This window comes from Halobacteriovorax sp. RT-2-3, assembly GCF_047085075.1.
In the GTDB taxonomy this organism is placed as follows: domain Bacteria; phylum Bdellovibrionota; class Bacteriovoracia; order Bacteriovoracales; family Bacteriovoracaceae; genus Halobacteriovorax_A.
On the sequence record NZ_JBKIYF010000002.1, the window covers coordinates 652,653 to 675,243 of the forward strand.

24 protein-coding genes are annotated in these 22,591 nt (G+C 36.8%); 14 read left to right on the plus strand and 10 right to left on the minus strand.

Annotation, left to right across the window (positions count from 1 at the left end; genetic code table 11):
- Positions 1 to 91 precede the first annotated feature (91 nt).
- Positions 92 to 1,198, minus strand: a complete 1,107-nt coding sequence (locus ACMAYX_RS08960; protein WP_412463398.1) for a BamA/TamA family outer membrane protein — start codon at positions 1,196 to 1,198, stop codon at positions 92 to 94.
- A gap of 10 nt (positions 1,199 to 1,208) precedes the next feature.
- On the opposite strand from ACMAYX_RS08960, the gene ACMAYX_RS08965 reads away from it, so the two are divergent.
- Entirely contained in the window at positions 1,209 to 1,754 is a 546-nt protein-coding gene (locus ACMAYX_RS08965; RefSeq protein ID WP_412471717.1) for a hypothetical protein, read from the plus strand.
- Positions 1,755 to 1,793: 39 nt separating this feature from the next.
- On the opposite strand, the gene ACMAYX_RS08970 is transcribed toward ACMAYX_RS08965, so the two are convergent.
- Positions 1,794 to 3,455, minus strand: a complete 1,662-nt coding sequence (locus ACMAYX_RS08970; RefSeq protein ID WP_103217891.1) for a long-chain-fatty-acid--CoA ligase — start codon at positions 3,453 to 3,455, stop codon at positions 1,794 to 1,796.
- A gap of 225 nt (positions 3,456 to 3,680) precedes the next feature.
- Between ACMAYX_RS08970 and ACMAYX_RS08975 the strand changes: the two genes are divergently transcribed.
- Positions 3,681 to 3,932 carry a DUF5522 domain-containing protein gene (locus tag ACMAYX_RS08975; protein ID WP_412471716.1) on the plus strand — a complete coding sequence of 84 codons (252 nt, stop codon included), beginning with the start codon at positions 3,681 to 3,683 and terminating at the stop codon, positions 3,930 to 3,932.
- 117 nt (positions 3,933 to 4,049) lie between these two features.
- Complete coding sequence (locus ACMAYX_RS08980) at positions 4,050 to 4,382, plus strand: hypothetical protein (protein WP_103217889.1); 333 nt, start codon at positions 4,050 to 4,052, stop codon at positions 4,380 to 4,382.
- Here the strand turns inward: ACMAYX_RS08980 and ACMAYX_RS08985 are convergent.
- On the minus strand, positions 4,379 to 5,278 hold the full coding sequence (locus tag ACMAYX_RS08985; protein WP_103217888.1) for a type I phosphomannose isomerase catalytic subunit: 900 nt from the start codon (positions 5,276 to 5,278) through the stop codon (positions 4,379 to 4,381). The genes ACMAYX_RS08980 and ACMAYX_RS08985 overlap by 4 nt on opposite strands.
- A gap of 99 nt (positions 5,279 to 5,377) precedes the next feature.
- On the opposite strand from ACMAYX_RS08985, the gene ACMAYX_RS08990 reads away from it, so the two are divergent.
- Positions 5,378 to 6,064, plus strand: coding sequence for an LON peptidase substrate-binding domain-containing protein (locus ACMAYX_RS08990; RefSeq protein ID WP_103217887.1), 687 nt, complete (start codon positions 5,378 to 5,380; stop codon positions 6,062 to 6,064).
- On the opposite strand, the gene ACMAYX_RS08995 is transcribed toward ACMAYX_RS08990, so the two are convergent.
- Complete coding sequence (locus ACMAYX_RS08995; RefSeq protein WP_103217886.1) at positions 6,061 to 6,702, minus strand: diacylglycerol/polyprenol kinase family protein; 642 nt, start codon at positions 6,700 to 6,702, stop codon at positions 6,061 to 6,063. The two genes, ACMAYX_RS08990 and ACMAYX_RS08995, sit on opposite strands and share 4 nt — an antisense overlap.
- A gap of 104 nt (positions 6,703 to 6,806) precedes the next feature.
- Here ACMAYX_RS08995 and ACMAYX_RS09000 point away from each other — a divergent pair, with 104 nt between their 5' ends.
- The 6 genes from ACMAYX_RS09000 to ACMAYX_RS09025 are packed head-to-tail and all read left to right on the plus strand — an operon-like array spanning position 6,807 to position 11,961.
- Positions 6,807 to 7,772: a P-loop NTPase gene (locus ACMAYX_RS09000; RefSeq protein WP_158246858.1), complete on the plus strand. Its 966-nt coding sequence runs from the start codon at positions 6,807 to 6,809 to the stop codon at positions 7,770 to 7,772.
- Between the two features lie 18 nt (positions 7,773 to 7,790).
- Complete coding sequence (locus ACMAYX_RS09005; protein WP_103217884.1) at positions 7,791 to 8,432, plus strand: helix-turn-helix domain-containing protein; 642 nt, start codon at positions 7,791 to 7,793, stop codon at positions 8,430 to 8,432.
- A 6-nt stretch (positions 8,433 to 8,438) separates the two neighbouring features.
- Positions 8,439 to 9,410: an RluA family pseudouridine synthase gene (locus tag ACMAYX_RS09010; RefSeq protein WP_103217883.1), complete on the plus strand. Its 972-nt coding sequence runs from the start codon at positions 8,439 to 8,441 to the stop codon at positions 9,408 to 9,410.
- A 2-nt stretch (positions 9,411 to 9,412) separates the two neighbouring features.
- On the plus strand, positions 9,413 to 9,997 hold the full coding sequence (locus ACMAYX_RS09015) for a polyphenol oxidase family protein (protein ID WP_392993297.1): 585 nt from the start codon (positions 9,413 to 9,415) through the stop codon (positions 9,995 to 9,997).
- A 3-nt stretch (positions 9,998 to 10,000) separates the two neighbouring features.
- Positions 10,001 to 11,152: a thioredoxin domain-containing protein gene (locus ACMAYX_RS09020; RefSeq protein WP_392993300.1), complete on the plus strand. Its 1,152-nt coding sequence runs from the start codon at positions 10,001 to 10,003 to the stop codon at positions 11,150 to 11,152.
- Entirely contained in the window at positions 11,152 to 11,961 is an 810-nt protein-coding gene (locus tag ACMAYX_RS09025; protein ID WP_103217880.1) for a TatD family hydrolase, read from the plus strand. Before ACMAYX_RS09020 ends, ACMAYX_RS09025 begins: the two co-directional genes overlap by 1 nt.
- Here the strand turns inward: ACMAYX_RS09025 and cysK are convergent.
- The 4 genes from cysK to ACMAYX_RS09045 form a co-directional block, all read right to left on the minus strand.
- Entirely contained in the window at positions 11,953 to 12,876 is a 924-nt protein-coding gene (gene cysK / locus ACMAYX_RS09030) for a cysteine synthase A (protein WP_412463400.1), read from the minus strand. The two genes, ACMAYX_RS09025 and cysK, sit on opposite strands and share 9 nt — an antisense overlap.
- Complete coding sequence (epsC, locus tag ACMAYX_RS09035; RefSeq protein WP_103217878.1) at positions 12,866 to 13,717, minus strand: serine O-acetyltransferase EpsC; 852 nt, start codon at positions 13,715 to 13,717, stop codon at positions 12,866 to 12,868. Before epsC ends, cysK begins: the two co-directional genes overlap by 11 nt.
- Positions 13,718 to 13,815: 98 nt before the next feature.
- The gene (locus tag ACMAYX_RS09040; protein ID WP_412463401.1) at positions 13,816 to 14,742 is read right to left on the minus strand and encodes a S1 family peptidase; all 927 of its coding nucleotides are present in this window, start codon (positions 14,740 to 14,742) and stop codon (positions 13,816 to 13,818) included.
- A gap of 41 nt (positions 14,743 to 14,783) precedes the next feature.
- Positions 14,784 to 15,677, minus strand: a complete 894-nt coding sequence (locus ACMAYX_RS09045; RefSeq protein ID WP_412471715.1) for a hypothetical protein — start codon at positions 15,675 to 15,677, stop codon at positions 14,784 to 14,786.
- A gap of 150 nt (positions 15,678 to 15,827) precedes the next feature.
- Here ACMAYX_RS09045 and gap point away from each other — a divergent pair, with 150 nt between their 5' ends.
- From gap to tpiA, 3 genes are read left to right on the plus strand one after another with little or no spacing between them, the layout of a single operon-like run.
- Positions 15,828 to 16,847 carry a type I glyceraldehyde-3-phosphate dehydrogenase gene (gene gap, locus ACMAYX_RS09050; RefSeq protein WP_103217875.1) on the plus strand — a complete coding sequence of 340 codons (1,020 nt, stop codon included), beginning with the start codon at positions 15,828 to 15,830 and terminating at the stop codon, positions 16,845 to 16,847.
- 21 nt (positions 16,848 to 16,868) lie between these two features.
- On the plus strand, positions 16,869 to 18,065 hold the full coding sequence (locus tag ACMAYX_RS09055) for a phosphoglycerate kinase (protein WP_412471714.1): 1,197 nt from the start codon (positions 16,869 to 16,871) through the stop codon (positions 18,063 to 18,065).
- A 25-nt stretch (positions 18,066 to 18,090) separates the two neighbouring features.
- Complete coding sequence (tpiA, locus tag ACMAYX_RS09060) at positions 18,091 to 18,816, plus strand: triose-phosphate isomerase (RefSeq protein ID WP_412471713.1); 726 nt, start codon at positions 18,091 to 18,093, stop codon at positions 18,814 to 18,816.
- Here the strand turns inward: tpiA and ACMAYX_RS09065 are convergent, their stop codons facing one another.
- Positions 18,817 to 19,902, minus strand: coding sequence for a hypothetical protein (locus ACMAYX_RS09065; protein WP_412471712.1), 1,086 nt, complete (start codon positions 19,900 to 19,902; stop codon positions 18,817 to 18,819).
- Between the two features lie 86 nt (positions 19,903 to 19,988).
- The gene (locus tag ACMAYX_RS09070; RefSeq protein WP_103217871.1) at positions 19,989 to 20,888 is read right to left on the minus strand and encodes an endonuclease/exonuclease/phosphatase family protein; all 900 of its coding nucleotides are present in this window, start codon (positions 20,886 to 20,888) and stop codon (positions 19,989 to 19,991) included.
- Between the two features lie 160 nt (positions 20,889 to 21,048).
- Between ACMAYX_RS09070 and ACMAYX_RS09075 the strand changes: the two genes are divergently transcribed.
- The gene (locus tag ACMAYX_RS09075; protein ID WP_392993317.1) at positions 21,049 to 22,485 is read left to right on the plus strand and encodes a phospholipase D-like domain-containing protein; all 1,437 of its coding nucleotides are present in this window, start codon (positions 21,049 to 21,051) and stop codon (positions 22,483 to 22,485) included.
- The last annotated feature ends 106 nt before the right edge of the window (positions 22,486 to 22,591 follow it).

Consider the following 22,591-nt stretch of genomic DNA (forward strand, 5'->3'; position numbering starts at 1 on the left):
CTAACTGGGACAAAAGATCAATAATTTTGGCTACTTACAGTATTACATGGTGTCTAAAAAATGAACATAGTGTCTACTTCATGTGATTCGATCAGATCGCCTCATTTAAGGCAAAATACATTGTAAATTCTTTTTCTCGGCCATAGGCGATGTCGACTCTCGAGTTGAGATTTTGCTTAGGTAGAATTTTGTAACGAATTCCTGTCCCAATATGTGTTAGTGGATCGGCTTCAAATAAGTCTGATGGAATCTGGTTTCCAACTCTTGACTCTCCTCCAAATGTAAAACCAACTCCGGCAAATCCAGCTAGACCAAACTTTCCATCCATAATCGATTGGAAGTAGTGCTTATACTCACCTTCAAAGCGTATCATATTAGCACCTTCATACACTTTTCCAGTGTAACCTCGCGGTCCTCGTGAACCATAGTTATAATTATAATTAGGATTTGTGTCACCTAGATTAAAGCTTGAATCAAATAGCCATGAAAACAAATGATTCGTATTTTCTGCCAGAGAAATATAATGCGAGAAAGTTGCCTCTAGCGTAGTGATATTATCATCTCCTCCAAGATTTTCTCGATAGAAATTCGTTCGCGTATTTAAGTAAAAGCCTTTAGTTGGAGAAAATGTATTATCTCTCGTATCATAGAATAAATTAAATTTAAGACCTGTATTTGTTGCATAATTCTCAGGATTTATATCGGCCTTAAAAATAACCTCATTCCAGATGATCCCACCACCAATAAAGAGATCACCCCACACTCGATAGTTAACATTAACAATAACAGCACGAATCTTATTAGATGTATCAAGGAATCGCTCAAGTTCAGCTTGAAACATCTGACTTAATATATTTCCTTCAAGATAACCACCTGTGATACGCCACTTATCTTCACCGAGATGAAGCTTCGTTCCAATGGCCCCCATTGCGGTTCCATTTGTCGTAATCTTTCCATAAGCACCTATAATAGAAGGTGGCACAGTCTTTGTACTATTCTTATACTTTCCGCTATTTGCATCAAAGAGATACATCCCAATAAGATCGAGTCCTAGTTTAGTGCTTGGCATATAAGAAGGACCTGGAACAATGACGAATTGTCCCTCATCGAGGCCTGTTGAGGCCTTAACGTCACGTTGCGCTTTTTGGGCAAAAGTCATAGAATGAAAAAGAATTAACGCTAATAACAAAAATCTCATTGAGGAGCCTATGTTTAAGATATTTTTTCTTTTCTTTTTATCATTCTCCTATTCTTTTGCAAATAATATTAGTTTCCACAAAGAGATCTTCCCAAGTGTAGAAGACCTGAAGAAGACCAGTATTACTGATACAATTAGTGAGAATCCCATAAATACTACGATTCAAATAGCTTATGATAAAAATGGTAAAAAGCTTGGATTTATTAGAGAAGTAAATACGACAACAGGATGTAATAGTGCATGTCTACCTGTGATCTTTACACTCTATTACAACACGAAGTATGAATTTCTAAAGCTGAAATCTAAGGCAGGATTAACTAAAAAGTTTCACAAACCAATGACTGTCGATGATATCAATCGCCTACACCTACTTATTGGAATCAATCCTGAAGTATTTAAAAAAGTAAAACATCCAACTGATATGACGGATGCATTAACAGGAGCGACAAAGCCAGAATTTGTTGATGCTGTTGTGAAGGAAGCTGCTTATTCGACGTTGAGAATTAATACTTATAATCAAGATACAATCAGACAATTAAAAAGTTTAAAGTTATAAAAAAGGGAGCTGATTAGCTCCCTTTTTATTTTAATGAGGTTATTGTCCTCTTAGATCTTTTCTTAGAATCTTCCCAACATTTGACTTAGGAAGCTCAGTTCTAAATTCAATAATCTTTGGTCTCTTATAAGCAGTTAGGTTTTCTTTACAGAATGCTAGAAGCTCATCTTCAGTTAGAGACTGATCATTTTTTACGACAAATAGTTTTACGATCTCACCTGATTTTTCATGTGGTACACCAACTGCAGCACATTCAAAAACTTTAGGATGAGTAACTACGATTTCTTCAATTTCATTTGGATAAACATTAAATCCTGAAACAAGAATCATATCTTTCTTACGGTCAACAATTTTGAAGAAACCTTCTTCATCCATCACACCAATATCACCAGATTTAAAATAACCATCAGGAGTCATTACTTTTGCCGTCTCTTCAGGACGTCCCCAGTAACCCTTCATAACTTGTGGACCTTTAATACAGATCTCACCTACCTCACCAGCGTTCAGAGTATTTCCATCATCATCTTTGATACATACATCAGTTGATGAAACAGGGATACCAATCATTCCATTGTAGTCTTTAAGATCCATTGGGTTGATACAAGCAGCTGGAGATGTTTCAGTTAATCCATAGGCTTCAATTAATGGAGTTTTTGTTACCTCTTTCCATCTTTCAGCAACAGCACGTTGTACGGCCATTCCACCACCAAGAGTTAATTTTAGCTTTGAAAAATCAACTGATTTAAAGTCTTCATTATTTAAAAGACCGTTAAATAGCGTGTTTACACCAGTAAATGCTGTAAATTTCCACTTCTTCAGTTCTTTTACAAATCCTGGAATATCTCTAGGGTTAGTAATTAGAACGTTTAGTGCTCCAATTTTAGAGAACGTAAAACAGTTCGCTGTAAGTGAGAAGATATGATAAAGCGGAAGAGGAGTAATGATAATTTCTTCACCTTCTTTTACAACTGGTGAAATCCACTCGCCTGCCTGCAGTAGGTTTGCAACGATGTTACGGTGGATAAGTTCTGCACCTTTAGAAACACCTGTTGTCCCACCTGTATACTGTAGGAAAGCAAGATCAGAACTATTAATTTCTGGCTTTTTAAATTTTGACTCATCACCTTTATCAAGTGCCTCAAGAAATGACTTAGCGCCAGGAAGATCCCATGAAGGAACCATCTTCTTAACATGCTTAATAACAAAGTTTACAAGTAGTGACTTTGGAAATTTAAGCATATCACCAATTTGAGTCACAAGTACGTGCTCAATTGGCGTATTTTTTACAACTTCAGCAAGAACAGAAGCTGAGTTTTCAAAAATGATAATTACTTTTGATTGTGAGTCCGTTAATTGGTGCTCAAGTTCTCTAGCAGTATAAAGAGGGTTTACGTTTACACAAACCATACCTGCACGAAGAATACCAAAAAGAGCTACAGGGTATTGAAGAATATTAGGCATCATAATAGCGACACGGTCACCTTTTTTAAGCCCAAGATCATTTTGAAGATAAGAAGCAAATTTCTTTGAAAGATGATCAATCTCTTTATAAGTTAGAGTCTTTCCCATGCAATGGAAAGATGGCTTATTAGCAAATTTAGTAAAACTCTCATCTAATAATGCTGGAATTGAAGGATATAATTCAGGATTAATTTCTTCAGCAACACCATTTTGGTAGTGCTTAAGCCAAGGTTTAGTCACAGGACAGCTCCATTTGTTACTATTAATAAATTTAGTCTAGATTTTATTGTATTTTAATTTTTAGCTACTTACAATACGGAATCTAAATGCGTGTCGCGTTATAGTGATCAAATTTGAAAATTTCCTTGATGTAATAAATTTTATTAGATATAAGAGTGACCGTTTTGCAAAACACCACACACACTTTAGGCCCCCTGAATTAGGGGCCTTACTTTTTTAGAGCCTATGACAAACTCTCACGACGATTCCAAAAAAGATTTCTATATTAATGAAGACGGTAATACTGTTTTTACAAAAGAATTCCACTTACGTCGTGGCTACTGCTGTGAAAGTGGCTGTCTTCATTGCCCTTTTGGCTTTAACGAAAAAGCTGATGATGACTCGAGCAATATTCCTCTAGAACTTAGAAAGCAAGATTTGGATGAAGAGGTATCTGACGAGGACTTAGCAGAGTATTACCTTAAGGATTTTGAATAAGTTTTAGACAGTTGCAAAATCATTTTACCTTCTTAGGACACCTAACATACTGATATCACAAATAATTACTTGGCATCATTCCTGCTCTTAATAGATTGTCTAAATCTTGGAGGGAATATGAAACTACTTAGCCTAATTACACTTTCACTAGTCTTTACGGCCTCTGCTCACGCGGCAGTCAACTTTAAGTGTTCTACTATGCGCAAGAATATTGAATTCAATCTAAAGGGAAATCAGATTCAAGTAGAAGGTCGTACTCCTGCACAGGCCCTAATCGGACGCACTCACAAAGTTGGAAATTCTGTAACAAAGCACTACCAACTTGCTGGTCAGAAATATCAAATTCATTTTGATGATGTAACGAACTCAAATGAGATGAATACTTATATTTCTATTCGTACAAAGAATGGGCACGAAGTAACTTACCCACTGAGCTGTAATAATATCTAAACTTGTTTTACAACTAAAACCTTAGAGTCCGTTGTTGCCTTCAAGATAGCGGACTCAATATCCTTAACTACCGCAGACCCATACTCTTTAATTTCAGTATCATCAATTTCACAAGTACCTTCTAAAACGACAATTGAACTTATACCATTTAACGACAGAACACTCTCATCTCCTGCTCCTAGAACTTTCACTCTAGCATTAAAATAGTTATTGCTTGTTAGTAGTCCACTCTTATCAAGATTCTTATATTGAAAATATTCCGCGACATTAGCGTTTGGATTAAAATTAATAACATCCATGGCCTTCTTCACATGAAGTTCTCGAGGCTTACCATCAAGACCCATACGGTTCCAATCCCAAACACGATAAGTAACGCCCGAGTTCTGTTGAACTTCGACAAGAGTTACTCCTTCACCAATGGCATGGATTGATCCAGCAGGAATATTAAAGAAATCACCTTTTTGAACATTTATGAAATTGAGGAGATCATTTACATTTTCTCCACTTTCGATGGCCTCTTGTAGTCTTTCTTTTGTGACACCTTCTTTAAGACCAAGATAAATCCCTGCATCTTCTTCGGCGTCTAAAATATACCAACATTCATCTTTTCCAAGCGCATCTTCATGAATATGAGCGTACTCATTATCAGGGTGAACTTGTATCGATAAATTTTGGCTTGTATCGATAAATTTAATTAAATAAGTTAATACTTTTCCTTCAAGAACTTCTTCAAGGCTTTGGCCATTCTCACAAAGAGATAGGCCATTTTCTAAAGTTGAAACTTCCCATGTTTCGCCCAATGGACCTTCAAATATCCCCTCAGGGTCTTTATATTTTTTTAACTTTTCACCACCCCAAACAGTGGTAACTAAATGTGGAATTTGCTTTAGAATCATTAGTATATGCTATCGTACTTTACAGCATGAGCAAAGAAGATTTACCAATATTAATAAGGTTTAATAAGCTTCAAGAGCCTATAAAAGCTATGATAAAGCATGACTTTAAACTTTCCAGAACGAATTGAAATTCCTGTTATCACTCTTCCCAATATAGTATTTTTCCCGGGAACATCTCTTCCTTTATATGTCGTTGATGACATTTTTCAAGATATTTTTGAAGAAGCTACTTGTGCAGGAAATCCCGTTGGTATTTCATTGGCAATGGAAAAAGATTTCGAAACATACTTTGCTTATCCATGTGAAGTTTTTGGAATGGGACAGCCTCTTATGATTGAGAGAGTCGATGGGAACACTTTGAAAGTACTCGTTCGCTGTATTGGCAAATGCCAAGTCAATTACCCTACTCAATCAAATCCATATCCAATGTATAATGTGACTATTTTAAAGGATGATGAATGTGTGATGAGTAATATTGATGAATTTTATCGTCTTGAAAGCATCCTTTATAACTGGTTAGAAACAAATATTCCCAACGATCAGGATCGCGACTATTTTATCGAAACACTTAACAAGCCAGATCAAATTATTAACTACGTGGCAACCTTTATCATCAAGAGTCGTCAAATTAGACAGCTTCTCTTAGAACAAAATAATATCAATGATAAAATCAAGATTTTAAATTCTTTGATTACTGATGAGCACATCTATCACGAGGACCCAATCGTGGCCCAAGCTTTTGAAGAGTTTGTTAGTGAAAAGCTACAGCTTAAGCAGGCCAATTAAACAAGGGCCACTAATATATTGATTAAGGCCATCGCGCATGCGCTAAAGAATGAAAGTGTAAAATTATCATCAATCTTAGTTGATAACAATTCAACAAAAGCTGTCGCAATTGCAGTAAAAAAAGCAAAGATTACAATTTTCAGACTCAGTGGAAAATACAATAGGCCATAGAATGCAACAATCAAAAATGTTGTCAGGAAACACGCATAAGACCCTTCAAAAGTACGATCCTGCATAACCTTTCTCTTCCCATAACGAATTCCAACAAATGAAGATGCCGGATCAGCTAATGAAAGAATCAGAGTTGCTAAAAGTGCAATTTGTTCATCAAAGAGAAAGAATGAAAGCCCGATCCCCAAAAGAAAAAGAGGAGTTCCTGTAAATCCATTAACCTCAGTATCTCTTAAGATTCCTCGGCAAGAGTTAACGAATACTTGATTAATTCCATCAAATTTCAATCGAAGAATTTCAATTAAAGTAAACACGGCACTTGCACTAAGAACAATAATTGAAAACCTATATGAATCTAGATTTGAAATTAGATAAATTGAGGCAATTCCCAATCCTGCAAAAATATGAACTAACTTTCGTAATAAGTGCGGCTCAAACTTACTTGGGAATCTATAAATACTTTCCATTACAACAATATATAATTTTAGAAAAATAAAATAAAGACCTTTTCGAGGCTTTTTAATTTTGGCTATAATGATGGAAAGTTAAGCAAGTAATACAAGGACGTATTTTGAATAATAGTACAAATTCACATTTAGCAGATGCTGGTCAATATCTAGGTGCATCAAATAATGGCAAGAAAATCTGGGCCATTGGTGGCGGAAAAGGTGGCGTAGGTAAAAGTCTTGTTACGTCAAACTTGTCAATTTGCCTTGCCCTTATGGGAATGAAGGTAATTGCCATTGATATGGATCTTGGAGGTGCTAACCTTCACACATGTCTTGGCGTAAATGTTCCATCAAAAACTTTAAGTGATTATTTCACAAAACCAAATACAAAACTTTCTGATCTTATTACTCCTACTCCACTTAAGAATTTAAGTTTAATTAGTGGTGCTCAAGATAATCTAGGAATGGCCAATTTAAAAGCCGCTCATAAATCAAAAGTTTTAAATGATCTTCGTGAACTTGATGCCGACTATATACTTCTGGATCTTGGTGCGGGAACAACTAATAATACTTTGGACTTCTTCCTAGGAGCTGACCAAGGAATCTTAGTAACTCTTCCAGAGCCAACATCAATTGAAAACACTTATCGTTTTATCAAGTCAATATATCATCGCAAGCTGCAATCAGTTGATGACTTCCTAGAGCTTGGACCACTTATTGATAAAGTTCTTAATGGAAAAGTCGGTGAAAACCGCACTCCATCTGAAATTATTGAAAAGGCCATGCAAATAAATGAAGCTCAAGGTCTAAAACTAAAAAGAGAAATTGAAGCAATTACTCCGAAACTAGTTATTAACCAGGCCCGAACTCAAGCTGATATCGATATTGGTTTTGCCATGAGAATTATTTCTAAGAAATACTTTGGCATTAACTTAGATTACGTTGGCTTTCTTGAGTACGATGCAACAGTTTGGCAAAGTGTGAAGAAGAAGAGACCTCTTATTCTTGAGTTTCCTAATTCTGCACTAGTAAAGAATTTTGAGCACGTAATCAACAGAATCTTAAATCTAACGAAGAAAATTGTTTAATATATTAATGAGGAATAAATGAGTAAAGAGAAGAACTATTATGAAGTATTAGAAGTAGCACCTAATGCTTCGGCAGACGATATTCAAAAAGCATATGCGGCCGCAAGAGCAGCTTATAGTGGAGATAGTCTGGCCATTTACTCTCTCCTATCAGAAGAAGAGGCACATAAAGTACTTGAACTTATCGAGGAAGCTTACAATATTTTAAGTAATCCAACGAAAAGAAAGAAATACAATCAAGCTCGTGGAATTGTAATCGAAGATGATACAAATTATATTCCAACGTCAAAGCCTGCTGATGAAAATACAATCAAAGTAACGAATCAAATGAATCGTCTCGTTGCCAAAAAACGCTACGGACTTGAATACGAGCAAAATGCTGAATTTGAAAAAGAAATTGAGCAATGTAGTGAGTATACTGGTGAATTCTTAAAGAAAGTTCGTGAATACAAGAAAGTAGATGTAAGTCGTATGTCTGATATGACAAAAATATCGAAAACTTTCCTACAGTATATTGAAAATGAAGAAGTTGATAAGATGCCTGCTATCGTTTACGTTAGAGGATTTGTTTATCAATATGCGAAAGTACTAAAACTTAATCCAGATTTAGTTGCAAACTCTTATCTACAAAGAGTTAAAGCTTTAAAAGAAGGCAACTAAGCTGTCATGAGTGATCAAAATTCTAAGTTTGTTATTACGATCACCCAAGAAGACCATGATGAGTTTACTAGGCTCGATCAAGTTCTTGCGAGTAAGCTTGAACAGTCTCGTAGTTTTCTAAAGGAGCTTTTTAAAAAAGGCTCCATTACTTCTGATAATAAAATCGAATTAAAAAAAATGCCTCCAGTAGGTACTGAAGTTACTATTGATATACCTCCTCCAAGAGAGGCTACAGCAAAAGCAGAAAATATTCCTTTAAAAATTCTCTTTGAAGATGAGCATCTTGCCATTGTTGTAAAACCAGTTGGCATGGTTACCCACCCTGCCCCAGGTAATTATACCGGAACTCTTGTAAACGCTATTCTTCATCACTGTAAAGACATTCAAGGTGTTGGAGATGAAAAGCGTCCAGGAATTGTTCATCGACTTGATAAAGGAACAAGTGGTGTTATGGTGATTGCAAAAAACCAGAAATGCCATGAAGAACTTGTAAAATTATTTCAGGCCCACGATATTGACCGCTACTATCAATGCATAAGCGTCAGTACTAAAATTCCACCAGAAGGAAGACTTGAATCAACTATAGGACGTCATCCAAATAATCGCTTAAAGATGGCCGTTGATGTACGAGGTGGAAAGAACTCTATTACAAATTTTAAAGTACTAAAATATTACCAAAATCTAAGCCATGTTGAATTAAAGCTTGAAACGGGAAGAACACATCAAATTCGTGTTCACTTAAGCCAGCTACTAAATGCTCCCATTCTAATGGATCCACTTTACGGTGTTCCAAAGAATGACCTTCTAAGAATTGATAATCGACTTAAGGCCATTATCAAAGATTACGAGCATCCATTTTTACATGCAAAAATTCTTGGATTTGTTCATCCAATTACGAAACAGAAGCTCTACTTTGAAGAGCCTCCCCCACCAGTATTTCAAGAGGTTCTAAACTTTCTTGAATCAGACTCGGAGTAGAAATGGCACAGCTACTTTATCAAAAAAAAATTGGTGATTTTCTCTTTGAGACCTACGATGATCGTCCAGACTTTGAATTTGATGAAGTAAAGCAAATCCATTCGGATATTGTAGTTAAAACACCTACCACAAATAGTATTGAGGCCGATGGGATTGTCTCTAAACTTGAACTGAGCCAACCATTGGCCATTAAAACTGCTGACTGTCTACCAATTGCCATTATAGGAAAGTTTGGCGTGGCCAATCTTCATGCTGGATGGCGTGGAGTTGCACAAGAAATCATTCTAAATAAAGAAGTTAAGGCAATAGAGCCTCAAATTATTCTCATTGGACCTCATATAAGTGCTGTAAATTATGAGGTTAGCGAAGAATTTAAACAAAATTTTCCTAACTCCCAAGCATTTGACATGGTAGAAGGCAGATTAACATTCAGCTTAGAGATGGAGGTGAAGAAGCAAATTGCTGAACATTTTCCACAGGCCTATGTCATATCTACCAATATATGCACATTCGCAAATCTCAACTATAATAGCTTTAGAAGAAACCAAACAACCAAGAGAAATTATAATATTTTAAAAAGGAATTAAAATATGACTGATAGTTTTTTAAATCGCCTAAATTTTAACAAGAAAGTTTTATTCTTCATCGCAGGTCTGTCGATGTTTATTCTTTCAATTTATCTAACAAACCACTACTACCAAATTAAGTTTCCGGTAGGATTTGGTTCGGCTTCGGCCTGTAACATCAACTCTTTCTTAACATGTGATGCTGCAACACTTTCACCTCTTTCAAATATTGCAGGTGTTCCTATTTCAATCTTCGGAATTGTTATGGGTGCCATGGTTATGCTTTTTTATATGGTAAATAGTAAGCATGCAGAAGGAAGCTTATTTCTTCTCCTTCTTCTAAACGGTATTGGATGTTTAGTACTATTTATTTACTCAATTGTAATGCTTGGTACACTTTGTCCATTCTGTACTCTTTACTACGTTGCTTCTTGGTTAGCATTAGCTTTGATGTTTCAATATAAGGCAGCTCGTGACTTTGATATTAAATTCTTTGCAACTGCTGCTGTCTGTATGCTTATTAGTGGTTCAATTGGTTATGCGTTTACAAATTCAAAGGTTGAAAATTCAACTGCTAGAAGCGCACAAATTGTTGCAATGTTTAAGAACCTAAATAATTTAGGTACTCCAGAAAAAGCATCACCTTACCGTCTAGCTTCTTCTTCAGAGGACTTTAAAGATGCACCAATCCAGATGTCTGTTTTTTCAGACTTTCAATGTCCGGCCTGTAACGCACTTAACTTAGTTCTTCCAACGATTGAAAAAAAGTATGAAGGGAAAATTAATATCCAATATTTCTTTTACCCACTAGATCACAATTGTAATGCGGGAATGAGTGGACCACTTCATCAACTAGCTTGTGAAGCTGCTTATCTTGCAAGTTGTGTAGGACCTCAAAAGTTTAAATCAGTACATGATGCAATTTTTGAAAACCAAGCAAACCTTACTGCTGAATGGATTAGCAATAAAGGTAAGGAATTTGGAGTTACTGAGTGTATGGCAAAGCCTGAAACAAAGCAGGCAGTCGTGGATATGATCACTCAGGCAAATTCTTTTAATGTACAATCAACACCAACTCAGCTAATTAATGGTGTAAAAATTGAAGGTGTTAGGCCACTAAGTGATTACACAGCGATTATGGATCACCTTCTTAAAGAAAATAAAGCTAAGAACTAATGAGTAAAAAAAAAGAAAGAATTATTCCTAAATATACAGTGGGTCCAATAGAGACCCACTGTCATCTCGACTATCTCAAAGGCCAAGAATTAATTGATACACTTAACAAATGCCAGGAATATGGTGTTAATAAAGTTGTGACAATTGCAGTATCTCCAGACAATCTTAAAAAAGTTAGAGAGCTTACGGCCAATGATATCGTCTATGGTACTCAAGGAATTCATCCTCACGAGGCCAAACACATTACAGAAGAAACTTATCAAGAAATTCAAGACAACTTAGCAAACCCTAAGATTGTAGCAGTTGGAGAAATTGGTCTAGATTACTACTATGAGTTTTCAGATCCGAGCATTCAAAAAGAATCTTTTGAAAGGCAACTGCAAATTGCTTGTGATAGTGACCTGCCAGTTGTTATTCACACACGTGAAGCAGATGAAGATACTAAGGCCATTTTAAAAAACTTCTCAACTACACTAAAAAGAAAAGGAGTTATCCACTCTTTTACTTCAGGAATTGAGCTTGCTTCGTTTTGCCTTAGTGAAGGCTTTCATATTGGATTTAATGGAATTGTTACATTTAAGAATGCTACTAACGTTCGTGATGTTTTAGATATTGTTCCAGTCGAGCAAATGCTACTAGAAACGGACTCTCCGTATCTTACTCCTGTTCCATTTAGAGGAAGAGAGAATGCTCCGTTCTATCTTCCATGTGTTGCAGATTTTATTGCAACTCATAAAGGAATTGATCCTCAAGAATTAATCGACGTTGCTAATAGCAACGCCGAAAATCTATTCTTTAAATTAAAATAATCCTTCAGTCGATAAGTAGCGCTCACCAGTATCATAACAGAATGTTAATACTGTTGAGCCTTCTGGCATTTCACTAATTTTCTTTTCAATTGCAGCTAGTGAAGCACCACTTGAAATTCCTAGAAGGATGCCTTCAAGACGGGCAGCACTTCTTGCAAATTCAAAGGCTTCATCTTTACTAATTGTCACAACTTCATCAAGAAGTTCTCGATTTAAAACACTAGGTACAAAACCAGCACCTATTCCCTGTATTGGATGCGGCCCAGGCTCACCTCCAGAGAGAACAGGAGAATCCGCAGGTTCAACCGCCACAACCTTCAGGTTATTAAACTTCTCTTTTAAGACCTCTGATACACCAGTAATATGTCCACCAGTACCTACTCCAGTAATAAGGTAGTCGATACTTCCATCAATATCAGCGAGAATCTCCTTGGCCGTTGTATCTCTGTGTACATCAACATTTGATGGATTATCAAATTGCATTGGCATCCATGAATTTTCTTCTTGCTCACAAATTTCTTGGGCCTTTTCAATCGCTCCCTTCATACCTTTTTCTTTCGGAGTTAAAACTAGCTCTGCACCAAAAAGTGCCATAAGACGCCTTCTCTCTAAACTCATACTCTCTGGCATTGTAATGATTAAGCGGTAACCAAGAACAGCACATGCCATTGCAAGACCAACTCCAGTGTTACCAGAAGTAGGCTCAACAATTACCGTTCCTTCTTTGACAAGGCCCTTCTTTTGCGCGTCTTCAATCATTCTCTTTGCGATTCGATCTTTAATTGAACCACCAGGGTTTGCGCGCTCAAGCTTTGCATAAATAGTTATATTTTTCTTATTTGCCTCAGGAAAGAGACGATTTATTTTTACAAGTGGTGTATTTCCAACAGATTCCAAAATATTATTAAATTTCATATGTAAGCTCCTCTATATTGAATTGTCGATCCTTCACATCTAAGTGAACTTCGCTTTTATGATAAACAATAGACTTCTTCTTCACACTTTGTGTTAGCCAAACGTTACCACCAATCGTTGACCCCTCACCAATAACAGTCGTTCCTCCCAAGATTGTTGCGTGAGCATAGATCACACAATCATCTTCAATAGTGGGATGGCGTTTCGTATTTTGTAAGTCCTTACTCACTGAGAGAGCACCTAATGTTACCCCTTGATAAATCTTTACTCGATTACCAATAACTGCGGTCTCCCCTATAACGACACCAGTTCCATGATCGATAAAGAATGAATCTCCAATTTGTGCACCTGGATGGATATCAATACCTGTTTTATTATGTGCATATTCTGCAATCATTCGAGGAAAGATTGTTAAAGATTTTTCATAGAAAAAATGGGCCAGACGATGAGAGGCAATTGCAAAAAGTCCTGGGTAGCATAGAACAACCTCACAGATATTTTGTGCAGCAGGATCACCTTCTAAGAGCGCAATAGCATCAATTTCTATTTTCTTTGCCAACGTCACTAATTCTTCGCTATACGACGCTATTAACTTTTCTCTGACATGCGCATCAAGTTTCAAATGATTAAAAATTTGATCCGTATTAATGATGTGGCGATTGAAATACAATTCAAAGTCTTCATAATTTAGAAATTGCATTCGCACAGAACCTGGCAAAATAATATTGAGGGCCTCTTCAACGAAATCCTCAATAACCTCAGGTTTGATTTCAGTATCATGACAAACTTTTTTCTTGTGCTCGTAGAGCTTCTTTATATTAGAGAGATTTGATTTTTCCATCGCGTGATTATAACACGCGGCCCGCGAGATATAATTCACAAAAATCTTTATAAATGGTTAACAAAATGAATCGATCTTCTAAGTTACTGAATATTCAACTAAGGATAGCTTCGAAGGATTTCATCAGAGTACTTATCTGCGCAACTACGAAGATCTTCCTCATTCTTAATTCCGTAACATTCTTGAGCTATTTTTATATTTCGCCCACAGTGGAAGCCACTATGCTCATCAGAGATACCTGTAACCTTCTTAATCCAACAAACAGAGTGGTATGCAAGAGAGTAGAGTGTTGCGTACTTCCCTTCCGCACAAAAGCCAAATGAAGCAGATACAATGGCAGCAATTTTTAGTTCTCCGTTAACATCAACAAAGACAGGTCCACCACTATCAATATAACAAGTATCTGTTTGCTTGTTTCTCATATCAATCTCGTTAAAAAAGACTTCAAAAATTGGAATTATGGCCATTCTCTTTTGACCGTAAATAATATGAGCATGGGCAGTGTCCATTGGCATAAAGCCGATTTCGCCAGTATAACCAAATCCAACCGCTGTCGTAAGCTTTCCAGGAGCGATCTTATCTAGAATCTCTTTGGGATCAGTTAAAAGAGAGTAGAATTTCTTCACTCGAAGAGGAGCATCAGTTGTTAAGATAGCAAGATCAACTGTTTTCAAGCTGGCCAAGTCTGCTAGAGGTCCATTTGGATATTTGAATTTCAAGCTCGGATGAAGCTCCACTCCAGTCACACTATACTGAGCATCAAGGTTCTCTTTTGAAGAAGCCGCAGTCATAATTTTTCCTGCTCCAGTATAGATACGAATCGATTTGTAATTTTTATTCTCAAGACAATGAGCGGCAGTAAGGATATGAGTAGGCGTTAATGCCACTCCAGTACAAAATGGACGGCCAAGTCTAACGAGAGCAACGACACTCTGATACTCTCCTTTATTAACAGCTTCCCCCCCAACAATTGCAAAGCAAGAGCTGGCCAAAGCGATACATAATAACAAAAGAGTCTGAATCATGACACTTCATAGCATAATCAGAAGATAAAGACTAGAAAGGATTATGAGTTATTTTGCTGATTCATCTCATAGAAGGCGCGATAAAGGCCCGCAAGTTGTTGCTTTCTCTTGGCCAGATAGTTTTGGTCTAAAACTTGGGTGATTTCTTCAAAAATTTCGCGATGCACATCTGGGGCTTCATCAATTTTCGTATGTCCCTCAGGACGTAGGATATTAATCACATCAGTCGTCTTAAAATCACGAGCGACATTAGGGCCATCATTGAAAATAAAAGATCGATCTAGCATGAAATTAAGATTCTTTTTGACGTTCTTTGGAATGATATCATTATCAAAGCCAACTGAATCGAGTGTCACGAGCAAATCCACACTTCGAAATCCTGCTTCCGCACTATTTAAGCGATTAGCGAGGTTAACAACAGCGTCCCCTCCTAAAGAATGACCTACGAGAATAATTGGCTGATCCTTTGGCCTTCTTAAAACTTCTTCCAAAACCTTATCTTCATCACTCCAACTGACAAACTCGCCATCACTAAATGACTTGGCGATATCCTCAAGTCCACCTTTAGAACTCAGAGTTGAAAGATGAAGTCCCTCTAAAAAGAAAATTGCAGGCTTATTTATTGGACGTAACTCCTTAATTGGACTAACTTCTTTTACTTCACTAGCTTCTTCAGGTGCATTAACAGCAGACTTTGCAACTGTTGTCACAGCATCTACGGCCAACTTCTTTCCGGCTTGAGCAATTGCAAGAGCATCTGTTGAGATTGAAGCCTTAGCAGCGGCTTCGGCAACCTTGGCAGTTTTCTCCACAACTTTCGTTGCGTTTTTGACAAGCTTTTCAGGGACAGGGGCCTCGCTTTTAACACCACTTTCATAATCCGCTTTGGATTTGTAGTGAATAATATTTGATGGCATTTTTGAACTTGTTTGCATTAGTAAAATTATAGCCTGTTCAGCTATTTTTTGGGCAGTGAGCAAAAACGTCGCATCCTCCTAGAAATATGTGCTTTCGGTAGGCAATCTCTCTCGATTGTGGCATATTACAGTGGTATTTTTTTTAATAATTAAGCACAGGAGTCAGGTATGTCTGGAAAGATCCGCGTTGGTATTAATGGTATGGGCCGTATTGGTCGTACAGTTCTTAGAGAAATTTTTAACCGCAACATTGAAAACTTAGAAGTCGTTGCTGTTAACTCACCAGGTGATATCCACGACTACGTTCACCTTATCAAATACGATTCAGTATTTGGTCGTTTCAACGGTGAAGTAAGTGTAGATGAATCACACAAAATGCACATTAACGGAAAAGAGATTTCTTTTCACAAGTATAGAGACCCAAGTGAAATTCCTTGGACACAAGATAAAGTTGATATCGTAATCGATGCAACAGGTGTTTTCAAAGATCAAAAATCACTAATGAAGCACGTAACAGGAACTGTTAAAAAAGTTATTCTATGTTGTCCAGGTAAAGACGTTGATAACACAATCGTTATGGGAATCAACGAAAACACTTATGATGCTCAAAAACACACAGTTGTTTCAAATGCATCTTGTACAACTAACTGCCTTTCACCAGTTGCAAAAGTACTAAACGATAAGTTTGGTGTAATCAACGGTCACATGACTACTGTTCACTCTTACACTGGTGACCAGTGTCTTCTAGATGCTTCACACTCAGACCTTCGTCGTGCTCGTGCAGCAGCAGTATCAATGGTTCCAACAACAACAGGTGCAGCAAAAGCTGTTGGTCTAGTTATTCCTGAACTTAAAGGAAAGCTAGATGGTTTCGCAATTCGCGTTCCAACTCCAAACGTTTCTCTTGTTGATCTAACTGTAAATGTTGAAACAGAAGTTACTGAAGAAGAAGTAAACGCAGCTCTAAAAGAAGCAAGTGAAACAACTCTAAAAGGTATTCTTGGTTTTGAAAAACAACCACTAGTATCTGTTGATTACATGGGTATGAGAGAGTCTTCATGTGTAGACGCTGATCTAACAAAAGTAATTGATGGAAAGAGTGTAAAAGTTGTTACTTGGTATGATAACGAAGCAGGTTTCTCTAACCGTGTTATCGACCTTGCAGGTTTCATCGGTAGCCAACTTTAATAAAAAAAATTAGGAAAAACTATGGCATTACAATTTATTGACAGCATTGATGATTCAAAAATCAAAGACAAGAAAGTTCTTGTTCGTTTTGATTTCAATGTTCCTCTAGATAAAGAAACTAAAGAGATTACTGATACAACAAGAATTGATAATGCTCTTGAAACAATCAAGCTAATCCTAAACAAAGGTGCATCTAAGTTAATTATGATGTCTCACCTTGGACGTCCTAAAGGACAAGTAAACTCAGACTTCTCTCTTGAGCCTGTTGCAACTTACCTTGCAGATAAACTGGGTGAAGAAGTAACGTTAACTGAGTCATGTCTTGATCGCGGAATTAAAACTCTTCTAACTTTAAACTCAAATAAGATCATTCTTCTTGAAAACCTTCGTTTCCACAAAGAAGAAACTGAAAACGATCGTGAGTTTGCACGTAAACTTTCTGAGTATGCTGACATTTATGTTAACGATGCATTTGGAGCTGCTCATAGAAAACACGCTTCAACTTATGAAATTAATGCTTTCTTCAAAAACAAGGCCTATGCAGGACTTCTTATGAAGAAAGAAATCGAAGCTCTTTCAAAAATTACGCAAAGACCTGAGACACCATTTGTTGCAGTCGTTGGTGGTGCAAAAGTTAGTGACAAGATTAAAATCATTGAAAGACTTCTTTCAAGTGTTTCTAATCTTATTATTGGTGGAGCTATGGCCTACCCTTTCCTAAAAGCTAAAGGAAATGAGGTTGGAACTTCTCTTTGTAGTGACGAAGATGTAAGCCTTGCTAAAAAGATTTTTTCTCAAAGTACGGCACATAAAATCATTCTTCCGATTGACCATATCGTTTCAAGTGAGTTTGGTGGAAAGCCGGAAGCAGTTGATAAAGTTGGTATCCCTGATGGAAAGATGGGTTTAGATATCGGTGAGCAAACAATTGCAAAGTACAGCTCTATTCTTCGTGAAGCAAAGACAATCCTTTGGAATGGACCAATGGGTATTTTTGAGAATGAAGATTATGCAAAAGGTACTTTTGCTATTGCTGAAGTTTTAAGCGAGTCAAATGCCTACACTCTTGTTGGTGGAGGTGATTCAGTAAGTGCAGTTAATAAGTCTGGTCTTGCGAATAAAATGAGTCATGTATCGACTGGCGGTGGCGCTTCTCTTGAGTTTATCGAGAAAGGTAGCCTTCCAGGTATTAGTGCTCTAAAATTTGGTGTTGAATAAATAAGTAATAATAAGGGATGTAAATATGACTGAGAGAACGAAGTATATCGTAGGAAACTGGAAGATGAATCAGAATACTGAAGACGTTATCGCCTTCTTTGATGCTATCGACAGCACGAAACTTCGTCATGAAGCATGGATTGCTCCACAAGCAATCCACATCCCTATTTGTCTGCAAAATACTGATGATTTTAAAATTGGTGCTCAAAATTCTGCCACAGAAAATAGCGGTGCATTTACGGGAGAGATCTCACCTGCATCACTAAAAGATATCGGTGCACATTTTGTTATCATTGGACACTCTGAACGTCGCTCTATCTACAATGAGGACGATGCAACTCTAAATGCAAAAGCAAAGATTGCTCTGGCCAACGACCTAACAGTTATTTTCTGCATTGGTGAAACACTTGAGCAAAGAGAAGCCGGAAAAGTCGAAGAGGTTTTAGCAGAGCAGTTAAGTAAAGGTCTTGCTGATATTGACAGTGTAAACGTTATTATTGCTTACGAGCCAGTTTGGGCAATAGGAACAGGAGTAACAGCAACTCCAGAGCAAGCACAAGAAACTCATGCCTATATACGTCAGTATATAAATGATAATCTATCAATTGATGGAAATAAAACATCGATTCTCTATGGTGGATCAGTTAAGCCTTCAAATGTAGAAGACCTCCTATCATGCAAAGACATTGACGGAGGCCTTGTTGGTGGAGCTGCCCTACAAGCGGACAGCTACATGGGTCTGCACGCTTAATTAAAAGACGTGAACTTTCATTTCTTCAGTATCGTTACAACTTAGTTCCTTGTAGGTTTGAACATCATCGAATGATGGCAAACTTCCCCTTGGTAAGTATAGATTTTTAGTAACTCCTAAGACCGTTCCGTCGGGCTTAGCAAAGACACGCCAGTCTGTTCCCCATTCTGTTGAAAAATCAAACTCACCTAAATATTTTCTTTCTTCTCCAAAATAAATGAGACTATCCACATTAATTTTCATATCACGACGAGCAAACTCTGGGTGGTATGGTAGATAGAATTGAAATTCTTGGCGATCTCCAGCTTTTCCTGCCGGAAGAATTTTAAGAATACCTTGAGGGTTCGTAATAGCAACTTCCATCGAATCTTGAGTTAATGTACGAACACCTTTAACAAGATATCCATTCTCTTTTGCGCAATGAAAGTATTGATTAACTTTTAATAAATCCTCTCTTCCATAAAAATCGTGACGGAAAATAAGAGACTTCTTTTTTAAGAAGAATAGTCTTCTTTTTGTATATCCGAGTTGTCCAACCGATGCCTTTAGTGAAGTTCTAAGTCCTTTTCTAGCATCGATTTTCTCTGTAAATGAATGAGTCTTTAGGTTTGGATTATAACGGTAATGTCCTTCACGTGAAATTTCATCTAAGATTCCCTGAGCATCACAACCAACGAGACCAAGGTAGCGAATATTAGGATGGACTGACTTAAATAGATCCTTAACATCCTTTCCGTTAATACTTAGGACAGCTCCCATATTATTTGAACCTGTCGTATTCTGACTTGTTCCTGCAGCATGAGACGCCCAAAAAACAGCGATATTATTTGGATTATGAAGTTGTCGGCGAAGCTCGTGAAAATCCACACTATGCTTTATGACAATATTGTAGCCTGATTTTTTAAATTGCTTCTTGAAGATTTTTTCAAGTTTGGGGTCAATCTTCCAACCTTTTGGACGATACCAAACCTTTGGTGTTTCAAGTGAGGTTAATAAAACAACGTTTGGTTTCACATCCTGTGCATACGTGAAATGCGCAGAAACAAACGTTAAAACAGTAAGTGATAAAATAATTAAAGCTTTCATGCCACAAAAAGTAGCATAAAAAAATGAACAGTTAGGCCTAATTAAAGTTAAATTCGAATGTTAAAATTTACTAACAATTAAGCTTTCTACTGAATATCAACTCTTAATGAAACTGGGCAGTGATCTGAGATAAATCGCTGATACCATGAAAGATTCTCAAGTCTCTTTGTGTTTCGACTACTTCCACTACAAGCACGCCAAATTTCAACGTACTTTGTTTCAACTGTATTTGAAACATAGAAATGATCAAAAACATTTCCTGAGCCACCATTACGATAAGTATAATCATAGTCACTCGTTCTTCTTGTCACATTAATTGTATTAAATGCTTCACCTAAAACGACTAAGTCAGATTCTTTATCTTCATAGCGAGTATTTCTATAAGTATTAAGATCACCTGCAATGACTACAGGCAAATTAGCTTCACGGTATTCTAGTACTCTCTTATTTAAGTTATTAACTTGTTCTAAGCGTTCACTAATTCCATCTGGGCCAGCTTTTAAATGAAGACCAACTAAGTGAATAAGCGGCTGTTTTGAATAACGATCGATAACCTTTCCATAAAGAGCAGGTCTTAAAAACGGACGATTTTCTAATAAAGAGTAAGTAAAATCGTCATCACCTTTTTCAGGAACGATATCAAGTGACTTCTTTAAGCAAATCATTAAGTGCTGGTGATTAAATTGTTCATGACGATAAGAAACACAGTGGTGACCTAGGCCATCCATTAATTGTCCCAATCGTTCAGTGTCGATAACTTCTTGAAAAAGAAAAATATCTGTATTGATATACTTCGTGCTTAAAAATTCTTTGATAAAAGGATCTCGATATTCGTCAGTTCTTTGACCAGAGATTTCCCCCCCAAGTCCGTACCAACGTAGATTGAATGTTGTAATTTTTAAACTACTCGCAAAGCTATTTCCAGAGATCGAAAATACCGCTGCAGCACAGGCCAGCCATGGCCAAAGTCTCTTAATTCTTCCCATATAAAAATGGTAAAGAAGGGATTACCGAAGGTCAAAAAAATTATCTATTTAAGTTACTGATATCACTTTGTGACCATCTTTTTTATTGAAATTATTTCTTATAACCTTCTCATTTTGCATCGCGTGGGATACACCATGCTCAAATCTGTAGGGAGACTCAATGAAAAAACTGCTATTTACGACATTAATTGCAAGTAATATCTTCGCTGGGACAAGCTTCTGGGCCCTCTTCTCACCACACCAAGGTGAAGAAGCATTTAATCAAATTTATACAGCAATCGAAGGCGCAAAAGAGAAAGTTTGGCTAACGGTATACAGCTGGTCAGACTCAACAGTAACAAAGAACCTTGAAGTTGCATGCCTTTCGGGTGTCGATGTAAAAGTTGTTCTTCACCCTAATTTAAAAAGTAGTTCTCGCGTAATTGATTATGCCAAATCAATTGAAGATGCCGGATGCGGTGTTAAGTTCGCTTACAAAAAAATGCACGAGAAATTTTCAATCGTTGATGATAAATGGGCATTCAACTCTAGTGCGAACCTTTCAGGTGGTGCAAAATCTCGTTACTCTGAAAACTTTATTTTCAACAATGACTCTTCTGAAGAAGGTCGTACTACAATTAAAACTTTAAATCGAGAATTTAAGTTTCTTTGGAATTCAGGAAAAGATATCTACACTTCACAAGTTAGTGAAGAAAACCTAGCTTCACTTGATCTTTTAGATCTAAAGAATATTCCAAATGAAGAAGAGAATCCTTCATTCGTTTCAAGTTCAATGAACTTCACATACAAAGAGTACGCACCGAGCTCAAAAAGCTATAAGACAGGACGCTACTTGGGAATGTCTCCTAGGAAAGTAGCTGGTCAGAAAACTTGGTTAGTTCGCGATGCTATGATTAAGCTAATCAATGAATCTCAAAAGAATATTCTGGTTAATGTTAATCACCTTGTAATTAAAGATGTAGCAGATGCACTTTTAGATGCCGTTAAAAGAGGTGTTGATGTTAAGATCGTTGCCGACAATCAAGAATATAAAACAAGCACAAAATCAAAAGAGATGACTCCTTACTTTGTTTACAATTGGAAGAAGCTTCCAGGTAATAAGAATAAGGTCGCACCAGTAAGAATTAAGTACTACTCTCATGCACCATCTCCTCGTCACTGGGCCCTTAATCACCACAAGTACATGATCTTTGATTATGATGAGAGTGATTTCTCTAAGACAAAACTTATGAGTGGTTCATATAATATTTCAGAAACAGCGGAGCTTACTCAATTCGACAATATGTTCACGTATAAAGGTGAAGTATTTGCACAGCTTTTTAAGGACTTTAAAGGTGAATTCGATAATCTTTGGTTCTTAAATAGAGATGACAATGATAAGCCTTCTCAAGAAGCTTGGGATCGCGTCGCTAAACCATACAACGGAAATATTTATCTTCACACAAAGATGCCTGTTTCCCTTACTTGGCCTGAAATCTATAAAGTAAGAAAGGCCGTTTCAAATGCAGCACCACTATTCTTTAAAAACGCTTACAAGAAACGTGACTGCTATCTTTTCAATCTAGAAAAGCAAATTTTCACTGGTTGTCCAAACTAAATAATTATCAAATCATAATTTTTTAACTCATCAGGTCATAGACAGTACTTGTCATGGCCTCGATGTGTTGATATAAATTGTTGTTAATTTATCTATTTATATTGAA